The sequence below is a fragment of the Gordonia sp. NPDC003424 genome (genome assembly GCF_053588655.1).
On the sequence record NZ_JBSFQJ010000007.1, the window covers coordinates 146,913 to 167,540 of the forward strand.

The following is a 20,628-nucleotide window of genomic DNA, read 5'->3' on the forward strand; positions in this document are numbered from 1 at the left end:
CGCCGAGAAGACGGATCGCAAGGCGACTGGCTTCTCGCAGCCCGGCGAGCGAGTAGCAATCGCGCCACATCCAGGGCGCAGCAGACGTCAGGAGTCGCCCACCAGCAGGAACATCCACGAATCGGTCAGCGTATCGAGACAGACCTCGCGGGGCGTGATCCAGCCGGTGCGAAACCATCGCTGCGACATGTATTCGAGCTGACCGAAGGCCAGCACGCAGCGCACGCGGCGGTCGGCCTTACGGAACCGGCCGGCCTTCGTCAGGCCCGCCTGCATGGACGAGACCGTGTCGTCGAACCACTTCTCGATGGTCTGGTCGACATCGGTCTCGATGGATGCCGCCTGATACGCGACCACCATGTACGGCCGGATGATCTCCCACTGCGTGAACTTGCGGTCGAGCCATGCCCGGATGAGTTCACGCGAGCCGCTCTCGACCACCTTTTGCAGCGGCGGGTCGTCGGCATCGGTGAGGATGTCGTCCACGCTCCGCACGAGTTCGGACATCACGTCGGCCTTCGACGGAAAGTGGAGGTAGAAGGTTGCACGCGTGGTGCCCGCGGCAGTGGCGATGTCGTCGATGGTGGTCGCCGCGTAGCCCTTTTCCTCGAATTTCTTGAGGGCGGTGTCCAGCAGGAGCTGGCGCGTCTGCTGTTTCTGGAGCTCCCGGAGCGTTGCCATGACGTCAGAGTAACGGGAGAAACCCAGGCTACGCCGAGTACTTCTACAATTCTAGTCGTATTTTCACTTGACAGTATGTAAGTTCAGATCCTATGTTGTTGCTCGCATCACAGTCACCCCCGACCGTGATCTGCACTTCGATCCCCGAAGGAACCTCATGAGCAACGATCCGACTCTCTCGACCGACCCATCCCGGTCGTCCCCGCCGCGCGACGAAGCACCCGCCACCAGCCGGCGCGCGACGGCCACGCTTGTCGCCGCATCGCTATCGGTGATGGTGGCGCAGATCATCAATGCCCTGCCGGGCGCGCTCAATGGCACCTTCCAGCAGGAATTCGGCGCAGTCGGCTCGCAGCTGACCTGGATCGCGGCGGCGTTCATGATCCCGGTCGTCGTCTTCGAGCTGACCTTCGGCGTGCTCGGTGACCGCTACGGCCACCGCAAGCTGGTCGTCGGTGGCTCGCTGTTGCTGGTGATGGGCTCGCTGGTGGCGACCCTGGCACCGACCGTGCAGTGGATGTGGGTGGCGTCTGCGATCAACGGGCTCGCGGCCGGCGCCATCTTCCCCGCGTCGCTGGCACTCGTCGCGTCGATGGGTACCACCGCACACGACCGCATCCGCAACATCGCGATCTGGGCCGGGTTCCTGTCCGCGGGCTCGGCGATCTCCCCGCTGATCGGCGGCATGCTCGCCGACGCCGGCTGGTGGCGCGGGTCCTACGTCTTCGTCATGGTCGTCGCGGTCATCGCGGCCGTGCTGACCCAACTGATCGCCCAGGAATCGACCAAACGCCCTGAACGCCGCCCCGATGTGTGGGGCCAGATCACTTTCGCGCTCGGCCTGATCGCCGTGCTGTTCGGCCTGATGCAGGGCCCCGAGTCGGGCTGGGGTTCGACACCGGTGGTCGCTGCCCTGGTCGCCGGCGCGGTGCTGCTGGTCGTGTTCGTGATCATCGAGACCAAGGTGTCCTCGCCACTTCTCGACCTCAACCTGTTCCGCATCCGCCAGTTCAGTGTGTCCTCGGTGGTCGCGGTCGTCGGCATGTTCGCGTTCCTCGGCGCCTGCTATTCGACGAGCATGTGGCTCGGCCCGGTGCAGCACCAGAGTCCGCTGTCCACCGGGCTGATGTTCCTCCTACTGCAGGGTCCGGCGTTCGTCCTGATTCCCGTCATCAGCCGCCTACAGATCCGAGTCGCGCCGCATCTCCTGCTGACCGTCGGCTTCGGCAGCATGGCCGTCGGTGCGTTCGTCGCCTCGCGGAACGACGTCACCGATCCGGCGGTGAGTGCATTCGTGCTGCCGTGCCTGCTCGTGGGAATCGGTTTCGCCCTGACTCTTTCGCCGATCACCGCGGTCGCGGTCAACTCGGTGCCGCAGAACATGACCGGCACCGCGAGCGCGATGACCAACCTCCTGCGCGACCTCGGTTTCGCCCTGGGTCCGGTACTGGTCGGCGCCGTCGCGCTGAGTTCGGCCGCCGACCAGTTACTCGCCGGACTGCAGACCGCCAATCTTGCTCCCGCACAGATGGGTCCCGCGATGGGTATCGCCGAGGCCGGTGGTCCGCTCGCCGTCAACAGCCTCCCGCCGGGTGCTCCCGGAGCGGCTGCCCAGCCGATCGCGATGCAGGCGCTGGGCAGCGGCTTCGCCCAGGCCTTCGTGGTCGTCGGCGTCGCGGCCGTGGCGGCAGCCGCCCTGAGCTACTTCGGATTACGCGTCAAGCGGGTCCGGGTCGACGTGACGGAGACCGCCGTATCGGCCTCCGCACTCGACGCGACCGAGGGCCTACCTGCCTGAGGGTCACCCAGCCGGCACGTCGGAGCCGAACCGTTCGCGCAGTTGGTATTTCAGCACCTTTCCGGACGGGTTCCGGGGCAGCGCATCGAGGAACTCCAGCCGCAACGGCAGTTTGTAGCCGGCGAGCCGGCCCGACGCGAACTCCCGTAGTTCGGCCAGTGTCACAGCCGAATCGGGCGCGGTGGCGATCACCGCGGTCACCGCCTCGCCCCATTTGTCGTCGGGCAGACCGACGATGGCGACTTCGGCGACCGCGGGATGGCTGTACAGCACGCTCTCGACCTCTGCGGGGTAGACGTTTTCGCCGCCGGTGATCACCATGTCCTTGACCCGGTCGATCACAAAGATGTAGCCGTCGTCGTCCTCCCGCCCGACATCGCCGGTGTGGAACCAGCCGTCCTCGTCGATGGCGGCCGCAGTGGCCTCGGGCCGATTCCAGTAGCCGGCCATCACTTGCGGCCCGCGGATGCAGATCTCGCCCGATTCACCCACCGGCACAACGGTGTTGGTAGCGTCGACGAGCCGCACATCGGAGAGTGCGAGCACCTTGTTGCCCGCCGCGCCGATCTTGCGCTCGGATTCCTCGAGGCTCATGACCAGCGCCGTCGGCGCCGTCTCGGTGAGTCCGTAGCCCTGCGCGAACGGCACCCCGCGCGCGGCGTACGTGCGCATCAGCGGTTCGGGGACCGGCGCTCCACCGCAGATGAGGAAGCGCAGACTCGTCAGGTCGGCGGTCTCGAACTCGGGTACCTGACTCATGAACAGGAACATCGCCGGCACACCGAACATCGTGGTGATCCGGTACTTTTCGATGGCAGCCAATGCCCCCACCGGATCGAACGCCGAAGCGAGGACGACGTGTCCGCCCTTCTGCAAGGTCATCAACGTGGTCACGTTCAGACCACCGATGTGGAACAGCGGCGCGGCCACATAGGTGATGTCCGACGACACCAGGTCGAAACTCAACATCGCATTCACGTTGTTCCAGAACATGTTTCCGTGTGTCAGCATCGCGCCCTTGGGTCGCCCGGTGGTGCCTGAGGTGTACATGATCAGCGCCACCTCACCGGGCTTGGGATGCGCCGGCTCGGGCAGCGGCTCATGCGCGGCGATGACGTCCTCCGCCGACTCCCAGCCCGACGCGGAGGTGACCGCGATCCGGCGCGTGAGCGAGGGCATGCCGTCGCTGATCGAGTCGATCAGGTCGGTGTACTCGGCGGCGACGATCAGCGTGTGCACCCCGGCGTCGTCGAGAATGAACGCGAGTTCGGGGGCGGTGAGCCGGAAGTTGAGCGGTACGAAGATCGCTCCGGCGCGGGCCGTGGCGAACAGCGCGGTGAGGAACATCGGATGGTTGAGGCCGAGGTATCCGACCCGGTCGCCGCGTCCGATGCCGCCGGCGACCAGCGCTGCCGACAGCCGGTCGACGCGGTCTGCGAAATCGCCGAAGCTTTCGGTCTGCCCTTCGAAGGTGATCGCCGGGCGGTCGGGTCCGATGGCCGCGCGCCGCGCGATCCATGACCCGAGATCCATCGCCGATTCCGGTGTTTCGACACGTCCCATGACCGCACCCTTCTTCGCGCCGCCCGGCACAGTGGCCGGTTCGCGTCAGCGTAGAGCGATAGGGCCTCAGACGGTGGCGGTTCCGGTGCAGATCGGTGCCGGCAGTCCGGTCGGGGTCAGCCGGGCTCGGTCGTCGTCGTCAAACCGTTACGCCGGGGCCATCAGCGCCGGATCGATCTGCGGCCGCTCGATCGGACGTCGTCGGAGCACGACGATCGTCGCGATCACCGTCACCAGGTAGATCGCGTTGTAGGGGTAGACGGTGAACCACTCGAGCCAGACGATCCCGTGTTTGAAGAACAGCCCGATGAGGTACGCGTCGGGCACGGTCCGGTTGACGAACCAGATCGGGTGCGCGAGGTAGGTCCGCCACGAGAAGGCGGTCAGCATCAGACCGAGAAGACCGGCCGCCACCAGCACATACGTCAGGACGCGACGGCCCGGGGTGAGGAGCAGGTGAACACCGATCACCACCAGCGGCACCATCCACACCCAGTGATGGCCCCACGAGACCGGTGAGATCGCGCAGGCCGTCAACCCGACGACGGTGATCGCCAGCAGCTCCTGGCCGTGCCGGTGGGCCAGCACGGCCGCGTACATCCCGGCGGCCAGCGCGGCCAGGGCCAGCACCAGCCACAGCAGACTGTTCGGGGTGTCGGTGTGCATGAGGTTCGCCAGCCAGCCACGCAGCGATTGATTGCCGACGGTCTGCGGTGCGCCGACCCGGTCCGGGTCGAACAGCTTGCCCGTCCAGTACGACCATGATTCCCGGGGCAGCACCACGAATCCGACGACGATCGTGCCGACGAACCCGGCGACGACGCCGATCATCGCTCGCCACTGCCGCAGCAACGCCAGATACAGCACGAAGATCAGCGGTGTCAGTTTGATGCCGGCCGCGATGCCGGTGCCGACCCCACGCAGTCGACTGTGCTCGGGGCGCACCAGGTCCGCGATGATGATGAGCAGCAGGAACACGTTGATCTGCCCGTACCAGATGGTGGTGCGAACGGGTTCGAGAAGGATGACGACGGCGACCAACGACAGTGCGACAACCCGTAACGGCCAGGTGGCCGGGCGTCCGAGACTGCGGAAGCCGAGCATGATGATCGCGTACAGAGCGACGAAGATGCCGACCGTCCAGATGACGCGTGCGGCCTCGAACGGCACCCACGCGAACGGGATGAACGCGACGATCGAGATCGGTGCATAGGTGTAGTCCATCTGCCCGAGCAACTTGGCGTCGTAAAGGCTGCCGCCGTCGAGGACGGTCTGCGCCCCGGCCCGGTAGACGCCGAGGTCGAGTTGGTTACCGAAGAGTCCCCAGAACGGCGTGGTGAACGGTACGACGACGTTCTGGAGCCAGATCGCGATCAGGCCGATCACCACGAACACGGCAGCGATCAGCGCCGACCTGCTTGCGTTCATACGGCCACGGGGTCGCGATCAGGCGTCGCGGGAAGTCAAAAGGGCCTCGGACGCGGCGAGCAGCACGCACGTCGCCACACCATCCATGGCCACCTTCAGGTCGTCCGTGGACGGGAAGGTCGGCGCCAACCGGATGTTCCGATTGAACGGGTCCTCGCGGTACGGGTACGTCGAACCCGAAGGCGTCAACGCGATGCCGGCCTGCTTGGCCAACTCGATCACCCGCCGCGCGGTGCCGTCGATGACGTCGAGGTTGATGAAGTAGCCGCCCTCGGGTTCCGACCATGCCGCGACCTTGGAGTCGGCGAGACGGTCGTTGAGGATGTCGAGGACCAACTTGAACTTCGGCGCGAGAATCTCGCGATGCCGTGCCATGTGTGCGCGGACCCCGTCGGCGTCGCCGAAGAAACGGGCGTGGCGCAGCTGGTTGACCTTGTCCGGTCCGATCGACTTGAACGAGAAGTTCTTGGTGAACCACTCGACGTTGGCCGGCGACGATCCGAAGAAGGCGACGCCGGCGCCGGCGAAGGTGATCTTCGACGTCGAACCCAGCACGTAGACGCGGTTGGGGTTCCCGGCCTCGGCGGCCCAGTCGATCACCGGGAACGGCGTCGGCGCCGTCTCGACCAGTGTGTGGACCGCGTAGGCGTTGTCCCAGTAGATACGGAAATCGTCGGCGGCAGGCATCTCGAGCAGCCCGCGGGTGACCTCTTCGGTGAAGGTGACGCCGGTCGGGTTGGAGTAGGTCGGGACGGCCCACATGCCCTTGATGCTCAGGTCTTTCGAGGTCAGCGCGGCACATGCGTCGACGTCGGGACCGTTCGGCAGCATCGGCACCGGGATCATCTCGATGCCGTAGGTCTCGGTGATCGCGAAATGCCGGTCGTAGCCGGGTGCCGGACACAGGAACTTGATCGGCTCGCTGCCCCACGGCTTGTCCGAGTCCACGGTGCCCGACAGCAGGCCGAACACGGTGAGGTCGTGCATGACCTCGAGGCTGGCGTTGCCGAGCGCCAGAAGGTTCTTGGGGTCGACGGCCAGCAGTTCGCCGAAGATCTCGCGGAGTTCCGGGAGGCCGGTGAGCCCGCCGTAGTTCCGGGTGTCGGTGCCGACCGAGTCCTTGTACACGCCGTCGCCGGGAAGTGACAGCAGGGCATTGGACAGGTCGAGCTGCTCGGGCGCCGGCTTGCCGCGGGTGAGGTCCAGCTTGAGACCCGCAGCACAGAGCTGCTCATACAGCTTTTGCAGGTCGGACTGGGTATCGCGGAGTTCGTCAGCACTCATCGAGTGGTAGTTCAACGCGGGACCTCTCGCGCAGACACCGCTCGGTGTGGCGGTGATGCTCTGTGGATTGTGTAGGGGACCCCGCGCACCCGAGAGAGCCCGTTGACCCTTGCTGCCTTCCGGCCCTGGGGGAGTTCACAGGATGCACGCCGCGCGGGATCCGTCGTCAAGTGTAGCGGTGTCGTCGGCGCGCTCATCCCGGGGTCGACGAGCGCCGCGTTTTGGGCGCAGGTGCCATGGGCGGTTACCATGTCCAGGCTGGAGGATTCGCCTAGTGGCCTATGGCGCTCGCCTGGAACGCGGGTTGGGTTAACAGCCCTCGGGGGTTCGAATCCCCCATCCTCCGCCACGACGATCCGCAGCGACTGTCCGACCACGAGTCGGGCCGCTCGCTGCGGATCTTTTTTGTGTGGCCGATCGTGCACGGGTGGACGCGGCTGAGTTGTCGCTGCGGACTGGCGCGAATAGGGCGCCACCAAGGGTCGGGCTTTGGCACGATAGGTGCTGGATCATCCATCACCCACAGCCCGGGAGAGTCATGACCACACAATCAAACAGCGCTGCCGCCACCGATTCCGCCGGCGTCAACCGACGACGTGTCCTCGGTGGTGCGGCGATCGCGGTCACCGGTGCCGCCGCGCTGGCGGCATGCGGGTCCGACGACAGTTCGTCGTCGAGCGCGACGAGTGCCGTGGAGTCGGCCGCGTCCGCGGCCGGCTCCGCGGCGTCCTCCGCAGTCGACTCCGCAGTCGGCGCCTTGACCGCCGCGACATCGGTACCGGTGGGCGGAGGTGTGGTCGTGGAGTCGGCGAAGGTGGTCGTCACCCAACCCACCGCCGGTGACTACAAGGCCTTCTCCGCGGTGTGCACCCACAAGGGCTGCCTCGTCAACGATGTCACCGACGGGGTGATCAGCTGCCCGTGCCACGGCAGTAAGTTCTCCGCCACCAACGGCAGCGTCGAGCACGGCCCGGCGACGGAACCTCTCGCGGAGAAACCGGTGAAGGTGCAGGACGGCCAGATCATGCTGGCCTGACGCCGACCGGTCACCACGCCGCCATCGGCGGCCGTTCCCGAAGTGCGAGAGTGTAGGGGTGTTGTTTCCGAGCCTGACCCCCAACGCACCGGATCTGCCCCATGCGATCACTGTCGGCGACGACTCCTTGTCCCGGGAGGATCTGGTGGGTGCCGCGACTGCGGTCGCCGAACGCATCGCCGGGGCGCGGACCGTCGCGGTCCTCGCCCAGCCCACCGTCGACACGGTGCTGGCCATCGTCGGGTGCCTCATCGCGGGCGTGACGGCGGTGCCGGTGCCACCGGACTCCGGCACCAAGGAGCTCGCGCACATCCTGAGCGACTCGGGCGCCCAGGCGTGGCTCGGTGCCGCGCCCGACGAGTCGACACTCCCGGTCATCCCGGTGCGGCGATACGCACGGTCGTGGCACAGCCACCCCCAGCCGCCCGGTGCGTCGCGGGCGCTGATGCTCTACACCTCGGGTACCACCGGCCTGCCCAAGGGCGTGCCGATCACCCGCGACGCCATTGCGGCCGGTCTCGACGCGCTCGCCGACGCCTGGCAGTGGACCGCCGATGACGTGCTGGCCCATGGCCTTCCGCTGTTCCATGTCCACGGCCTGATCCTCGGGGTACTGGGCCCGCTGCGGCGTGGCGGACGCCTCATCCACACGGTCAAACCGACCGCGGATCGCTACGCGGTCGCGATGGATGGCGGCGCGACGATGTATTTCGGGGTACCCACCGTGTGGGCGCGGGTCGGCGCTGATCGGTCTGCGGCACAACGACTCTCGGGGGCACGATTGCTGGTGTCCGGGAGTGCGCCGCTGCCGGTTCCGGTGTTCGAGACGATTCGCGATCTGACGGGCCACGAGATCGTCGAGCGTTACGGAATGACCGAGACGATGATCACCGTCAGCACCCGCGCCGACGGTGAACGCCGGCCGGGCTGGGTGGGCATGCCGCTCGCCGGGGTGGAAACCCGCCTGCGCGAAGGTGATTCGGATCTTCCGCACGACGGCGAGAGCGTCGGCGACCTGCACGTCCGCGGACCCATGATGGCCCGTGAATACCTGAACCAGCCGGAGAAGACCGCCGAATCCTGGCTTCCTGACGGCTTTTTCGCGACCGGCGATGTCGCGGTGATCGATCCGGACGGCATGCACCGCATCGTCGGGCGTCGGGCCACCGATTTGATCAAGTCGGGTGGCTTCCGCGTCGGGGCCGGAGAGATCGAGACCGTGCTGCTCGGTCATCCGGCGGTGAGCGAGGTCGCGGTGATCGGGGTACCCGACGACGACCTCGGCCAGCGCATCGTCGCATACGTGGTCGGCGAGTCGGTGCCCGACGCCGAACTCATCGACCACGTCACCAACGAGCTGTCTCACCACAAGCGACCCCGCGAGATTCGCTACGTCGACGCCCTGCCCCGCAACGCGATGGGGAAGGTGCAGAAGAAGCTCCTCGAGTGACCGCGCGCCCAAGTCCTACCGCCCCGAAAACAGCCCGTGCGACACTGAGCGGATGGGTGACCCCACGACGCCGACCGACGACAACACCCCGGTGATCAGGCCCGAGGTCGAACCCGATTACCGGTTCACCCTAGCCAACGAACGGACGTTCCTCGCATGGCTGCGAACGTCTCTCGGTCTCCTGGCCTCGTCGGTGGCGGTCCTCCAGTTCCTTCCCGAGCCGGCCAATCCGGTGGTTCGGATCGGTCTCGGCGGACTACTCGGTGCCCTCGCCATCGTCACCGCGGCAGGCGGACTGCATCGCTGGCGCAGCAACGACTTCGCGATGCGTCACGACCTGCCCCTCCCCCGGCCGCATGTCGTCACCTACGTGACGGTGGTGCTGATCGCGATCGCGGTGATCGCGGTGATCGTGGCGATCGCAACCGCGGTGAAATGACGGCGTCGCACCCGCCCGTCGACCCGGGCCTTCAGCCCGAACGTACGCACCTGGCCTGGACCCGCACCTCACTCGCCGTTCTCGCGAACGGATTGCTGGTCGCGGGCAAGGATCTCCTGAAGCACCCCGACCAGTGGAGTTCGGTACGGATGGTCGCCGCGGCGGTGGCGGCACTACTCGCCGTGGTGGTGTACCTGTTCGGCCGGCGACGCACGCGGACGCTCTCGCAACGTCCACTGCCGAGTCCGGTCGCGGCCCCCCGGCTGATCCTGCTCACCGGCGGCGGCGTGATCGTTCTCTCCGCACTCCTCATCGCCGCCGCGATCCTCTGACGGGTGCGGGCGACACCAACTGGAAAGGTGCGACCCACCGACGTTCGGTCGGTGGATCGCACCATGGGTGAACCCGGGTCAGATGTTGGCTGTGGTGGACCCGGAGACCGGAATCGGCTCCTCGACGACGCCGCGACGCGCGGCAACCCGACCGAGCCAGAGAATCAGGACCATCGCCACAGCGACGGGGATACATGCGATCAGCACGATGGTGCTCGTCGCGTAGCCCAGGCCGATGAGTGTGCCGCCGATGATCGGTCCGACGACCGATCCGAGCCGCCCCATCGATGAGGCCCAGCCGACCCCGGTCGCGGCGGTGGCCTGCGGATACAGCGAGACGGCGACCGCGGCCTGTCCGATCATGCCGGCCTGCAGCCCGAGTCCGACGCCGCCGAAGACCAGAAGCAGCAGGGCCTTGTCGGCGCCGAGGAAGGCCGACACGACCAGGAAGACGATGGCTACCGCCGACGTGCCGGCGAGAACGGACGTCATCCGGAATCGCAGGGCGCCGACCATGAGCACTCCGGCGCCGATGATGCTCCCGACGCCGAGTGCGGCCGAGCCGAGTGGGGCGAGTTTGGTGGTGAAGCCATAGCTGGTGAGCAAGGTCGGCAGCCACGACGCGAAGATGTAGAAGACCGAGAACACCAGGAACGAGAACCCCCACAACAGCAGGGTGCGCACGCGAACATCCGGGTCGAAGAGCCGCGCCACCGACGCGCTGTGCTTGGCGTGATCGGCAGACCGGGCGGCGGCACCCATGGTGCGTTCGTCCGGCAGCCCGAACCAGAGCAGCGGCAGCAGCAGGGCCGACGCGGCGGCGCCGGCGATGAACACCGCCTCCCAGCCGTACGACCCGATCAGCTTGGCGCCGAAGAGGCCGGCGAGAAGCGCGCCCATCGAGATGCCCATCGTGACGAACACGGCGATCGACTGCCGGTGGCGGGCCGGGTTGAGCGCGGTCGCCTGCGCCACCGCGGCCGGCATCACCGCGCCGAGACCGAATCCGGTGAGCAGTCGCAGCGCGCTGAGTTCGAGGATCGACGAGGACCAGGCGGTCAGCAGGGAGCCGATCGTGAACACGACCACCGCCGCGAGCACCACTTTGCGGCAGCCGAACCGTGCGGTCAGGCGGCCGACGGCGATGTAGCCGAGTGCGACGCCGAGGCTGGTCAGCGACAGCGCCGGCGTGAAGTGTGCGGCGGAGACGCCCCAGTCCTTGGACAGGGCGGGAACGGAGAGTCCGAGGGCGATGGTGTCATAGCCGTCGAGGACGACCGCCACGAAGGCCAGGGCGAGGACCGGCCAGTTGGGCCGGGAGATCGGATCGGAAGTGGTCTGGGTAGGTGTCATTGTCGGTCCGCTCATGATGGCGTCCTTGGGGTTTGTCGGCGGAGGGCGCCGATGACTGATTTTACCGGGCGTTTCAAGAGGCGCGTGCTGGGAGAAATCCCTGCGCCTCGACCTCGACGCTGAGGCCGGGTTCCACGAGTGCCGACACTTCGACGAGGGTCGAGCACGGGAAGTCACCGGAGAAGACGACGCTGCGTGCGCGGCCGACCGCCGCCTTCTCGGTGATGTCGGTGAGGTAGATGCGGAGTAGGACGATGTCGTCGACGCTTGCGCCGCAGGCCTCGGTGAGGTCGGCCATCCGGCGGAACGCCTCGACGGCCTGGGCGTAGGTGTCGCCCCCGCCGACCGGGCCGTCTGGGCTGCCGGCGTGCATGCCGGACAGGAAGAACTGATTCCCGACGACCCGGGCGTTGCTGAACATGTCGGGTCGTGGTGGTTCGGCGACCGCTGGATGACCGACGCGGGTCATGCGCTCTGCACCGGGAGAGAGGCGATCCCGCAGCGCTCGTCGGACTCGCGGGTGAGACATTCCCGCACCGGCAGGAAGTCATAGGTCGGATAGAAGTCGGTCGCGAAGGTGCCCCACGCGCGACGCTCGAGTTCGACGTTGACCGCGGCGAGCCGATCAGCCGGCAGCCGCAGCGTGACGATCTGGCCGATACCCATTGCGACGACCCACGAAACGATCTCGCAGCCCAAGGGCGGGAAGGCGTGCCACCAGTCGTTGTCGTCGAGCCGGCCCTGCAGCTGTTCCAGATTCTGGCTCTGGTCGTGCCGCAGGATCACGGTCAGCATCATGGTGTCGCTCATGTGTTGGCCTCGACCAGTTTCTGGGCCTGCGCCTCGGCGTCGGCGCGGTAGATCCGGCGGATGCGCGAGACTCCGAGGTCGTGCTGGTAGAGGTGTTCTTCGCGGTCGGCGTCGTGGGCCAATGCCTCGAGTACTTCGCGGTCCTGTTCGAGGACCTCCCAGTGCTTGGCCTCCAGTGTGGCGCGGTACAGGAAGCGCCACGTCTCGCGTTCCCACCCGCTGACCCGGCGGGTGCGCCAGTGGAAGATCGCCGAGGTGTTGCGGTCGATGGGGCAGCTCATGCCGACGATGCCGAACACACCGCCGGGACCCGCGCCGGGACCGTACGGGATCTCCAGGTCGACGTAATCCATGGCGCCGCGCGCGAACTCGACCCAGTCGAAGTTGACGCCACGCTGGTCGGTCTTCTCGAAGAAGAAGCCGCGGCCGGTTTCGCGGATGCGGAACCGGGCCGACGTGTCGCCGCCGAACATCGAGTGCGAATTGCGGTGCAGGAACGCGCCGTGCATCGGGTCGAGGACGTTGTCCATGTAGAACCGCCACGGCCCGCCCCATTCGGCGAAGTTACCGAACCACGACATCTCGGGATCGGCCAGTCGTTCCGGCAGTTCGAACGGCGTGGGTTCGGACTCGGCAGTCAGCGGGATGAAGGCGAAGATGGTGTCGGCTGCCTCGACGACCTCCAATGACACTGTGGCCCTGCGGCCTTCGAGCGCACACCCGGGCATGCCGGGCACCGACACCACGGTACCGTCGCCGTCGACCTGGACGCCGTGGTAGGCGCAGGCGATGCGGTCGCCGAGATGCTGGCCGACCGAGAGCGGGGCGCTGCGATGCGGGCACCGGTCTTCGAGCATGTGGATCGTGCCGCGCGGATCTCGGAACAGCACCCAGTCGACCTCGAGGCGGCGGACCGGGACCATGGCGCCGGGTTCGACCATCCGGGATGGCAGGATCGGATACCACCGGTCGCGGATCCCGGTGGCGGCGATCTCGTCGGCGACGAGATGCCGGCGGGTGCCGACGGCGAACGTGGGTCCGCGCCGTTTGGCGGGACGGCCTGGCGCAGCGGCGTTTTCGCGAGTGCGGGCGGCGGGCTGTTCGGTGGTGGTCATGTCAGTTCCCCAATCGGCGCATCTCGGCGCGGAAGTTCTCGTCGGTCCAGGAGCCGCCGTCGGGCCCGTGCAGGCCGAGGGCGTTGAGGCCGTCCACGACCTCGGTGAGTGTGGTTGCGCCACCGGCGAAGATCTCGGTGAGCGAACCGGCGAGCTTCTGCTCGTAGGGTGTGATGGGTTCGGGGTGCGTCTGATGCACCTCGAGGTAGGGCTCTCGCCGGGCTGTGCGAGTGATCATCGGGTGGCTCCTTCGAGGAGTGGGGTGGGCGGGGTGAGTAGGCGTCCGTCACGCGCCGCCAGCCCTTCGGCGATGGCGACGAATGACGAGCTCCATTCGGTGAACGATGCTCGACTTTCGGTGTGCACGGGTTTCGGTGCGCCGTCGATGATGACGAACACGCCGTTGTCGATCTCCCCGGCAAGACGTTGAGCCGCCATGAGATCGGCGTCGGCGGTGGGTGCCGACGCGAGAACCAGGGTGGGCACGGTGATCTTCGGCAGCAGTGCCTCGATCTCCTCGGTCATCGACACCGGTTCGGCCAGAACGAGACTCAGCACGGTGTCGGGATGGTCGACGGCCAGACGCAGGGCATTGAGGATATCGTCGCCGGCGGCGAACACATGCGTTTGCTCACCGGCTTCGACGGTGACGCGGGCGCCGTCGTCCCACCAGAGTTTCGTGGCGATCATGATCCGGTTCCCTTCGGTGCTGCGTCGGCCGGCACGTGTACCGGTGGTACGAACGGTCCCGGGCGTGGGGTCACCGCCTCGACGTCGACCTCGATGAAGGTCGGGCCGTGGTGGGCCACCGCATCGGCGAGCGCGTCGGCGATGTGGCCGGGACCCTGGACGAGTCGGTACGGGATCTCCATGGCGGCCGCGAGCAGATCGAACCGTGGGGTGTGCAGATCGACACCGCTTCGTCGGAAACCGTTATTCTCCTGCATGTTTCGCAGAACTCCGTAGCCACCGTCGTTGAACAGGAGCACGATGACGTGGGCGCCGGAACCGGCGAGGGAGGCCAGTTCACCGAGGTGCACAGACAGTCCGCCGTCGCCTGCGATGACGACGGTCGGCACGTCGGGTCGGGCATGGGCGGCGCCGATACCCATGGCCAGTCCCTGGCCGATGCCGCCGCCGAGCGGGAAGATGTTGCTGCCGCGATCGTAGATGGGCAGCAACCGGTTTCCCCACTGGCTCGAGGGGATGGTGACGTCGCGGGCGACGACCGACTCGGCCGGCAGTGCGGTCCGCAGTGCCGCGCAGATCTCCGCGTACCCGCCGATGTAGTCGGTGAGCTCGGCGCGCACCTGGGTGCGCACCGTAGTGACCCGCTCGGTCCATGCGGCATCGGTTGCGGTGGTGGTGATCTGACCGTTGATGGCGCGGAGGGCGTGGTCGGCGTCGGCGACGAGGCCCACGGTGGCCGGGTGGACCCGCCCGACCGTCTCGCGTTCGATGTCTATCTGGATCATCTTCTCGGGCAACGGGAGATGGTACGACGCGGTCTCGTTGGAACGGAAGTGGGTGCCGATCGCGAGGAGCACGTCGGCGTCCGCGAGCAGTTGCCGCACGGCGGGGGTGGTGGCGAAGTTGCCGATCACCAACGGATCGTCCTCGGTGACGATGCCGCGGCCCGAGTTGCTGGTGAGGATGCCCGCGCCGAGGCGGTGCGCCAACTCGGCGATCGCCTCGGCGGCACCGGCGGCGCCACCGCCGAGCCAGATCAGTGGCTTGTGCGCCTGCGCGAGGATGGTTGCGGCGCGGTCGATCTCGGCGGCCTCGGGCATGGGGATCGGTTGCCGGGCAACATCGAAGGGGCGCTGCCCATCCGGGGTGGCCAGGTACTGCAGGTCGGTGGGCCACTCGACGCTGGCCGGTCCGGTGGGTGCGGTGGCGATCCGGGCGATCGCTGCCTCGAGTTCGGCGGCGACGTCTTTGGCGTCGGTGATGGTGGCCGAGTAGGCGGAGATCGCGTCGAGCATCTGCGGTTGTGCCGGGAACTCGTGGATCACGCCACGGCTCGTCGCCGGTCGTCCGGGGGCGAGGTATTCGCTCTCGATCTGCCCGGTGATGTGCAGCACGCGGCTGCCGGCGGTCAGTGCCTCGATCATCGATCCGGCCGCATTGCCGGCACCGGTTCCTGTGCTGGTCAATGCAATTCCGATACCACCGGAGGCGCGGGCGAAGGCGTCGGCGGCATTGACCGCGGCGGCCTCGTGCCGCATCTCGACGAAGGTCAGGTCACGGTCGACGGCCTCGACGAGGGGCAGGTTGTGGATGCTGATGACGCCGAAGGCGGTGGTGATGCCGTGTCGGCGCATCACCTCGACGAGGACGTCACCACCCGTGGGGCGGCGCCCCCCGCCGGTCGAGTCAACGGTGTTCTCAAGCTGATCGGTCATTGAAGTGCTCCTCAAGTAATCCATGGGTCAGACGTACCGGTGGACGCCGCCACCCACGTCGAGGGATGCGCCCGTCATGTAGCTGTTCCGCGGCGACAGCAGAGTGGTGATCGGGAAGGCGAGCTCGTCGGCGGTACCGAAGCGGCCCAACGCGATTCCGCGGTCGCGGGCGATCTCGGCGCTCCACTCGTCGAAGTCGACGCCCGAGTCGGAGTCGGCATGGCGGCGTTGCCACTGCCCGGTGTCGATCAGGCCGAGCAGCACCGAGTTGACGCGGATGCCGTCGTCGGCGAGGTCTCCGGCAAGTGAGCGGGACAGGTTGAGCAGAGCGGCGCGTGCGGCGGCGGTGGCGGCCAGGCGCAGTTCGGGCTGCCGGGACAGGATCGCGTTGACGATCACAATCGACCCGACCTCGGAGTCCGCGAGTGCTTTTCGGGTGGCGCGGACGAGATTCAGCGCGCCGAAGATCTTCAGGTCGAACTCGTCGCGGATCTCCTCGTTGGTGGTCTCGTCGAGGGTCCGCATCAGGGAGCGGCCGGCATTGCACACGAGGCCGTCGAGCCCGCCGAGCCGGTCGACGGCCTGCCCGACGAAGGTGTCGACGGAGGCGCGGTCGGTGACGTCGCAGGATGCGGTCACCACCTCGGTGAGTTCGGCGAGGTCAGCGGTCGCGGCGCGGAGTCGTTGTTCGTCGCGGGCGCAGAGGGCGAGGCGCGCACCCTCTTCCGCGAGCATGCGGGCGGTGGCGAGGCCGATACCGGAGCTGGCGCCGGTGATCAGAATCCGGCGGCCTTTCAGCTGCAGATCCATGAGTTCTCCTGTGGGTTGGGCTATGTGCTGGGCTGGGGTGCGCTCAACGGAAGATGAATCCGCCGTCGACGACGATGGTCTGTCCGGTGACGAACGCCGCGTCGTCGGAGAGGAGGAAGCGCACGACCCCGGCGACATCGTCGGGAGTCTGTTCCCGTTTGAGGGCACGGCCCTCCGAGTAGGTGCGATACCGTTCGTCGGGCACCGTCTCGGTGGCTTCGACGCGGATCAGGCCGGGCGCCACCGCATTCACCCGCACGCCGTGCTCGCCGGCATCGCGAGCCATCGAACGGGTCATCCCGATCACCGCCGCCTTCGACGAGACGTAGTGCACCAGTCGCGGTGAGCCGTACATCGCGACGTCGGAGGCGATGTTGACGATCGCGCCTTGGGTCGCCGACAGCAGCGGCCACAGGTATTTGGTGACCGCCCAGGTGCCCTTGACGTTGACGTCGGTGAGGCGGTCGAACTCGTCGTCGGCGAGGTCGAAGAACGTTGCGCCACCGACCCCGTCGGCGATCGCCGCGTTGTTGACCAGCCCGACGACGCGCTCGTTGTCCCGCTCGAGACGCGCGGACAGCGCGCGCACCGAGTCGATGTCGCCGATGTCGGTGACGACGGCGGTGACGTCGTATCCGGCTGCGGTGAGCTCGTTTTCGGTGGTCTGCGCGGTCTTCGGGTTGCGTTCGGCGATCACCACCCGGTGGTCGTCGCGGCAGAGCCGTTCGGCGATGGCCCTTCCGAGTCCTCGTCCGCCGCCGGTGACGACGATCGTTCCGGCGTTCATGAGAGTCCTTCGAGGAATGCGGCGACGAGGTCGGCGATGGCTGCTGGTTGTTCTTGGATCGCGACGTGGCCGGCGTCATCGATGATGTGCAGGGTGGCGCCGGGGATGCGGTCGGCCAGCAGTCGGGATTCGTCGACGCCGGTGATGGCGTCGTGTTGTCCGACCAGAACCAGGGTGGGGCAGTCGATCTCGGCCAGGCGAGGTCCGAGATCGGCCGCCGCCATGAACTCCGCGGCAGCACCGAATCCGGCAGTTCGCAGCGCGGCCATCGAATCACGGACCGCGTCGGCGACGGCCGGATCGGCATCGGGGGCGGTCAGTCGTGGTGCACGGGCGACGGCCACCTTGTGGGCGCCCTGTTCGAACAGTTCCGTCACCCGGGCACGCATCGCGGCGGCCTTCTCATCGGTGGTGCCCGAGCCGCGGGTGCTGTCGGCCAGCACGAGCCCGGCAACAAGATCGGGCCGGCGGAGCGCGACGCTCATTGCCACGACGCCACCGAAGGAGGTGCCGAGCAGCACGACGGGCTGTCCGGCCCAGTGGTCCTCGAGCAGCGCGATGATCTCGTCGGCGGTATCGCGACCGGCGACCGGGTCGGTGGACTGTCCGTAGCCGGGGGCGTCGACGGACCAGGCCGGGAAGCCCTGTGCGGCGAGCCGTTCGGCGAGTGGGGCGCACGATTGCGCGGAGCCGCCGATGCCGTGCAGGAGCACCACGGGACGGTCGCTGCGGATCTCCCGGCGCGACGGGTGTGCGACGACGTGCAGTCGCGTGACGGTGGTCGTCATGACGCGGCCGCCAATACCCCTGCGCCGTAGAAGTAGTCGGCATGGGGTGCGGATACCAGTGCACGGGCACCGAGGTCCGGCACACCGGCCATCGCCGTGCGGATCGTCGTGGTGGGCGGACCGGCCGTGCCCCACTGGTCCGACAGCTCCGGGGTCCGACGCCAGGTGCGGCACAGCCAGGCGTCCTCATCGACCTGCGCGACCTCGGAGGTGTATTCACAGACGAGGCCGGCGGGATCGGTGAAGTAGGAGAAGGTGTTGTCGCCGGGGCCGTGGCGGCCTGGGCCCCACTGTGGTGCGATGCCATGGGTTTTCAGGCTGCCAATGCCACGCATGAAGTGATCGATCGAGCTCATCTCATAGGCGATGTGGTTGACCGACGGCCACTTTGCCTGGTTGAGGGCGACGACGTGGTGGTCGGAGTTACAGCGCAGGAAGGCCATCTGGCGTTCCGACCAGTCGGAGATCCGCATGCCGAGCACCTGGGTGTAGAACTGGGCGGTGCGTTCGATGTCGGTGGTGTTGAGCACCACGTGCGCGATCTTGCGCGGGATCGCCCGACGTCCGGCCGGTTCCTGCTCGGCGACGGCGAAGGTGTCCGCGGACAGTTCCACCACGCGACCTTCGGGATCGACGAGTTGCAGGCCGTAGCCGCCGCCTGCGTCGTCGAGCAGGCCGGGGGCGCGGAGCAACGGGATACCCAGCCGCTCGAGTGCGATCGCGGCGTCGTCGACCTCGCGGGGTGTGCCGAGCGCAAAGCTGATGCCGCCCAACGCATTGATGTCACCGGAGCGCAGGTCCAGGACGTGATGCTCGGAGCCGGTGGCGCGCAACCAAAATCGGTCGTGATCGGAGTCGACGGTGGTCAGGCCCCACACCTCGTGGTAGAAGTCTGCCGAGGCCTGCGGGTCCGGGACGGTCAGCGCGACCGACCGCAGGCTCCGCATCCGGCAGACGGGCTGCTCGGCGAATGGGGGTAGCTGTGAGTAGAGCACGGGGATCCTTCGGGGTCAGAGATCGAGGACGAGTTCGGCGGAGCGGCAACGGGATACGCACGGGAACATGGTCTTGTTCGCGGCGTGTTCGCCCTCGCTGAGCAGGAAGTCGCGATGATCGACATCGCCTTTCACGACACCGACTTCGCAGGTGCCGCAGATACCTTCGGTGCAGGAACTGGGGACCTCGACGCCGGCGTCGAGCAGGGCGTCGAGGACCGAGATGTCCGGGGCGACAGGGATGCGCTGCCCGCTGCTCTCCAGGACGACGTCGAACGCGTTCTCGTCGCCGACGGGTGCCGCGACGACGGGTGCGGCGAACCGTTCGGTGCGCAGCGTCGCATGTTCGGGTACGACGGCAGTCACCGCGTCAAGGAGAGGTGCCGGGCCGCAGCAGTAGATCACGGCACCGGCTGCGGCGGCGCCGACGACGGCATGGAGATCGGGCAGTCCGCCCTGTTCGTCGTCGGCATGGATAGTCGAATGAGGTTGCGCGGCAACCTCGTCGACGAAGGCCATGGAGGCGCGTGACCGCCCGGCGTAGAGCATGCGCCAGGACTTGCCCTCGGTGTGCAGGCGCCGCATCATCGCGACGATGGGGGTGATGCCGACGCCCCCGGCGACGAGGACGTGCTCGTCGGCGTCCGCGTCGAGCGCGAACGCATTCCGGGGTCCGTCGACCTCGATCTCCGCACCGACCGACAACCGATCATGAACCAGAGTGCTTCCGCCCCTGGACTGCTCGGCCCGCAGGACCGCGACGGTCCACCGGCTGGTGTCGGCCGGGTCCGAGCAGAGGGAGTACTCGCGGGTCAGCCCGCCGGGCAGTTGCAGCGCAATATGCGCACCGGGCTCCCAGGTGGGCAGCGGAGCACCGGTCGGGTCGACGAAGGTGATGCTGGTGATCCCGTCAGCCTCCCAGGTCTTCTGGTGGACGCGGAGGACTCTCGTGGTGTCCGTGCTCATGGCGGGCGTTCCTTTTCGGTCGGGTGGGTCGGTGCGACGGGGTCAGCGGGTGACGCCGTACATCTCCGAGCTCGGCGGGTAGGTCGGCAGTTCCGGCTTCTTGGAGCCGATGATCACGCAGAACAGCGCGTCGGTGTCGCCGACGTTGGCCAGGCTGCGGGGCACTCCGGCCGGCACGCGGATCAGGTCGCGGTAGCCGAGGCGGCGGACGGCCTTTCGGGTGCCGTCCTCGACGTCGTGCACGGCGACATCGAGCTCACCCTCGAGGACGAAGAAGACCTCTTCGACGTCGTGGTGGGTGTGCTCGGGACCGACCGCACCGACCGGGAGCCGCATGTTGGAGAAGGTGAAGTGCTCCGACGGCAGGCTTCGGTTGTCGCCCTCGTGGTTTCCGGTGGCGCCGGACCCGATGTAGCGGACCTGGGCGCGCTTGAATCGGTCTCCGCCGGCGGCGGCCTGGAAGCCGAGGGTGTCCCAGTCCTCGTAACGGGTGTCGCGGCTCGCGATGCAGGAGTCGATGAGGGCGTCGAGGTCGACGGCGGTCTTCTCGGGAGCGGTCATGATGTGTCCTTTCGGTTCTTACTTGCC

General features: G+C 67.6%; 22 protein-coding genes, 1 tRNA gene and 1 other RNA gene. 6 read left to right on the forward strand and 18 right to left on the reverse strand.

The genetic code is table 11. The annotated features are described in order from the left end of the window. Positions 1-87: 87 nt before the first annotated feature. Complete coding sequence (locus ACWDTI_RS12745; RefSeq protein ID WP_449738455.1) at positions 88-681, reverse strand: TetR/AcrR family transcriptional regulator; 594 nt, start codon at positions 679-681, stop codon at positions 88-90. 157 nt (positions 682-838) lie between these two features. Between ACWDTI_RS12745 and ACWDTI_RS12750 the strand changes: the two genes are divergently transcribed. Continuing rightward, entirely contained in the window at positions 839-2,479 is a 1,641-nt protein-coding gene (locus tag ACWDTI_RS12750) for an MFS transporter (RefSeq protein WP_449738456.1), read from the forward strand. Positions 2,480-2,482: 3 nt separating this feature from the next. Here the strand turns inward: ACWDTI_RS12750 and ACWDTI_RS12755 are convergent, their stop codons facing one another. From ACWDTI_RS12755 to ffs, 4 genes are all read right to left on the reverse strand, one after another. Beyond that, positions 2,483-4,042 (reverse strand): acyl-CoA synthetase, encoded by a 1,560-nt coding sequence (locus ACWDTI_RS12755; RefSeq protein WP_449738457.1) that lies wholly within the window; start codon positions 4,040-4,042, stop codon positions 2,483-2,485. A gap of 147 nt (positions 4,043-4,189) precedes the next feature. Next, positions 4,190-5,470 (reverse strand): glycosyltransferase 87 family protein, encoded by a 1,281-nt coding sequence (locus ACWDTI_RS12760; protein WP_449738458.1) that lies wholly within the window; start codon positions 5,468-5,470, stop codon positions 4,190-4,192. Positions 5,471-5,488: 18 nt separating this feature from the next. Next, entirely contained in the window at positions 5,489-6,769 is a 1,281-nt protein-coding gene (locus tag ACWDTI_RS12765) for an aminotransferase class I/II-fold pyridoxal phosphate-dependent enzyme (protein ID WP_449738459.1), read from the reverse strand. 55 nt (positions 6,770-6,824) lie between these two features. Beyond that, positions 6,825-6,919: signal recognition particle sRNA small type (ffs, locus tag ACWDTI_RS12770), an RNA gene on the reverse strand. Between the two features lie 95 nt (positions 6,920-7,014). Here ffs and ACWDTI_RS12775 point away from each other — a divergent pair. The 5 genes from ACWDTI_RS12775 (at position 7,015) to ACWDTI_RS12795 (ending at position 10,011) form a co-directional block, all read left to right on the forward strand. Further along, positions 7,015-7,103: transfer RNA gene (locus ACWDTI_RS12775), tRNA-Ser, on the forward strand. A 189-nt stretch (positions 7,104-7,292) separates the two neighbouring features. Beyond that, positions 7,293-7,790, forward strand: a complete 498-nt coding sequence (locus ACWDTI_RS12780) for a Rieske (2Fe-2S) protein (RefSeq protein WP_449738460.1) — start codon at positions 7,293-7,295, stop codon at positions 7,788-7,790. A gap of 58 nt (positions 7,791-7,848) precedes the next feature. After that, on the forward strand, positions 7,849-9,240 hold the full coding sequence (locus ACWDTI_RS12785; protein ID WP_449738461.1) for an acyl-CoA synthetase: 1,392 nt from the start codon (positions 7,849-7,851) through the stop codon (positions 9,238-9,240). Positions 9,241-9,292: 52 nt separating this feature from the next. Beyond that, entirely contained in the window at positions 9,293-9,679 is a 387-nt protein-coding gene (locus ACWDTI_RS12790) for a YidH family protein (RefSeq protein ID WP_449738462.1), read from the forward strand. After that, positions 9,676-10,011 carry a DUF202 domain-containing protein gene (locus ACWDTI_RS12795; RefSeq protein WP_449738463.1) on the forward strand — a complete coding sequence of 112 codons (336 nt, stop codon included), beginning with the start codon at positions 9,676-9,678 and terminating at the stop codon, positions 10,009-10,011. The genes ACWDTI_RS12790 and ACWDTI_RS12795 overlap by 4 nt, the downstream gene beginning before the upstream one ends. A gap of 78 nt (positions 10,012-10,089) precedes the next feature. Here ACWDTI_RS12795 and ACWDTI_RS12800 read toward each other — a convergent pair whose 3' ends face one another. The 13 genes from ACWDTI_RS12800 to ACWDTI_RS12860 are packed head-to-tail and all read right to left on the reverse strand — an operon-like array spanning position 10,090 to position 20,601. Next, positions 10,090-11,379, reverse strand: a complete 1,290-nt coding sequence (locus ACWDTI_RS12800; protein WP_449738464.1) for an MFS transporter — start codon at positions 11,377-11,379, stop codon at positions 10,090-10,092. A gap of 58 nt (positions 11,380-11,437) precedes the next feature. Beyond that, positions 11,438-11,833, reverse strand: coding sequence for a RidA family protein (locus ACWDTI_RS12805; RefSeq protein ID WP_449738465.1), 396 nt, complete (start codon positions 11,831-11,833; stop codon positions 11,438-11,440). Then, positions 11,830-12,174 (reverse strand): hypothetical protein, encoded by a 345-nt coding sequence (locus tag ACWDTI_RS12810; protein ID WP_449738466.1) that lies wholly within the window; start codon positions 12,172-12,174, stop codon positions 11,830-11,832. The genes ACWDTI_RS12805 and ACWDTI_RS12810 overlap by 4 nt, the downstream gene beginning before the upstream one ends. Then, the gene (locus tag ACWDTI_RS12815) at positions 12,171-13,289 is read right to left on the reverse strand and encodes a Rieske 2Fe-2S domain-containing protein (protein WP_449738467.1); all 1,119 of its coding nucleotides are present in this window, start codon (positions 13,287-13,289) and stop codon (positions 12,171-12,173) included. The genes ACWDTI_RS12810 and ACWDTI_RS12815 overlap by 4 nt, the downstream gene beginning before the upstream one ends. Position 13,290: 1 nt before the next feature. Then, entirely contained in the window at positions 13,291-13,527 is a 237-nt protein-coding gene (locus ACWDTI_RS12820) for a recombinase-like helix-turn-helix domain-containing protein (protein ID WP_449738468.1), read from the reverse strand. After that, the gene (locus tag ACWDTI_RS12825; RefSeq protein WP_449738469.1) at positions 13,524-13,979 is read right to left on the reverse strand and encodes an alpha/beta fold hydrolase; all 456 of its coding nucleotides are present in this window, start codon (positions 13,977-13,979) and stop codon (positions 13,524-13,526) included. The genes ACWDTI_RS12820 and ACWDTI_RS12825 overlap by 4 nt, the downstream gene beginning before the upstream one ends. After that, positions 13,976-15,694, reverse strand: a complete 1,719-nt coding sequence (locus ACWDTI_RS12830) for a thiamine pyrophosphate-binding protein (protein WP_449738470.1) — start codon at positions 15,692-15,694, stop codon at positions 13,976-13,978. Before ACWDTI_RS12830 ends, ACWDTI_RS12825 begins: the two co-directional genes overlap by 4 nt. A gap of 27 nt (positions 15,695-15,721) precedes the next feature. Next, positions 15,722-16,504, reverse strand: coding sequence for an SDR family oxidoreductase (locus ACWDTI_RS12835; RefSeq protein ID WP_449738471.1), 783 nt, complete (start codon positions 16,502-16,504; stop codon positions 15,722-15,724). A gap of 43 nt (positions 16,505-16,547) precedes the next feature. Then, entirely contained in the window at positions 16,548-17,291 is a 744-nt protein-coding gene (locus ACWDTI_RS12840) for an SDR family oxidoreductase (protein WP_449738472.1), read from the reverse strand. Then, the gene (locus ACWDTI_RS12845) at positions 17,288-18,079 is read right to left on the reverse strand and encodes an alpha/beta fold hydrolase (RefSeq protein WP_449738473.1); all 792 of its coding nucleotides are present in this window, start codon (positions 18,077-18,079) and stop codon (positions 17,288-17,290) included. Before ACWDTI_RS12845 ends, ACWDTI_RS12840 begins: the two co-directional genes overlap by 4 nt. Continuing rightward, complete coding sequence (locus ACWDTI_RS12850) at positions 18,076-19,074, reverse strand: VOC family protein (RefSeq protein WP_449738474.1); 999 nt, start codon at positions 19,072-19,074, stop codon at positions 18,076-18,078. The genes ACWDTI_RS12845 and ACWDTI_RS12850 overlap by 4 nt, the downstream gene beginning before the upstream one ends. 15 nt (positions 19,075-19,089) lie before the next feature. Continuing rightward, positions 19,090-20,040, reverse strand: a complete 951-nt coding sequence (locus ACWDTI_RS12855) for a PDR/VanB family oxidoreductase (RefSeq protein WP_449738475.1) — start codon at positions 20,038-20,040, stop codon at positions 19,090-19,092. A 42-nt stretch (positions 20,041-20,082) separates the two neighbouring features. Further along, entirely contained in the window at positions 20,083-20,601 is a 519-nt protein-coding gene (locus ACWDTI_RS12860) for a cupin domain-containing protein (protein WP_449738476.1), read from the reverse strand. Between the last annotated feature and the right edge of the window lie 27 nt (positions 20,602-20,628).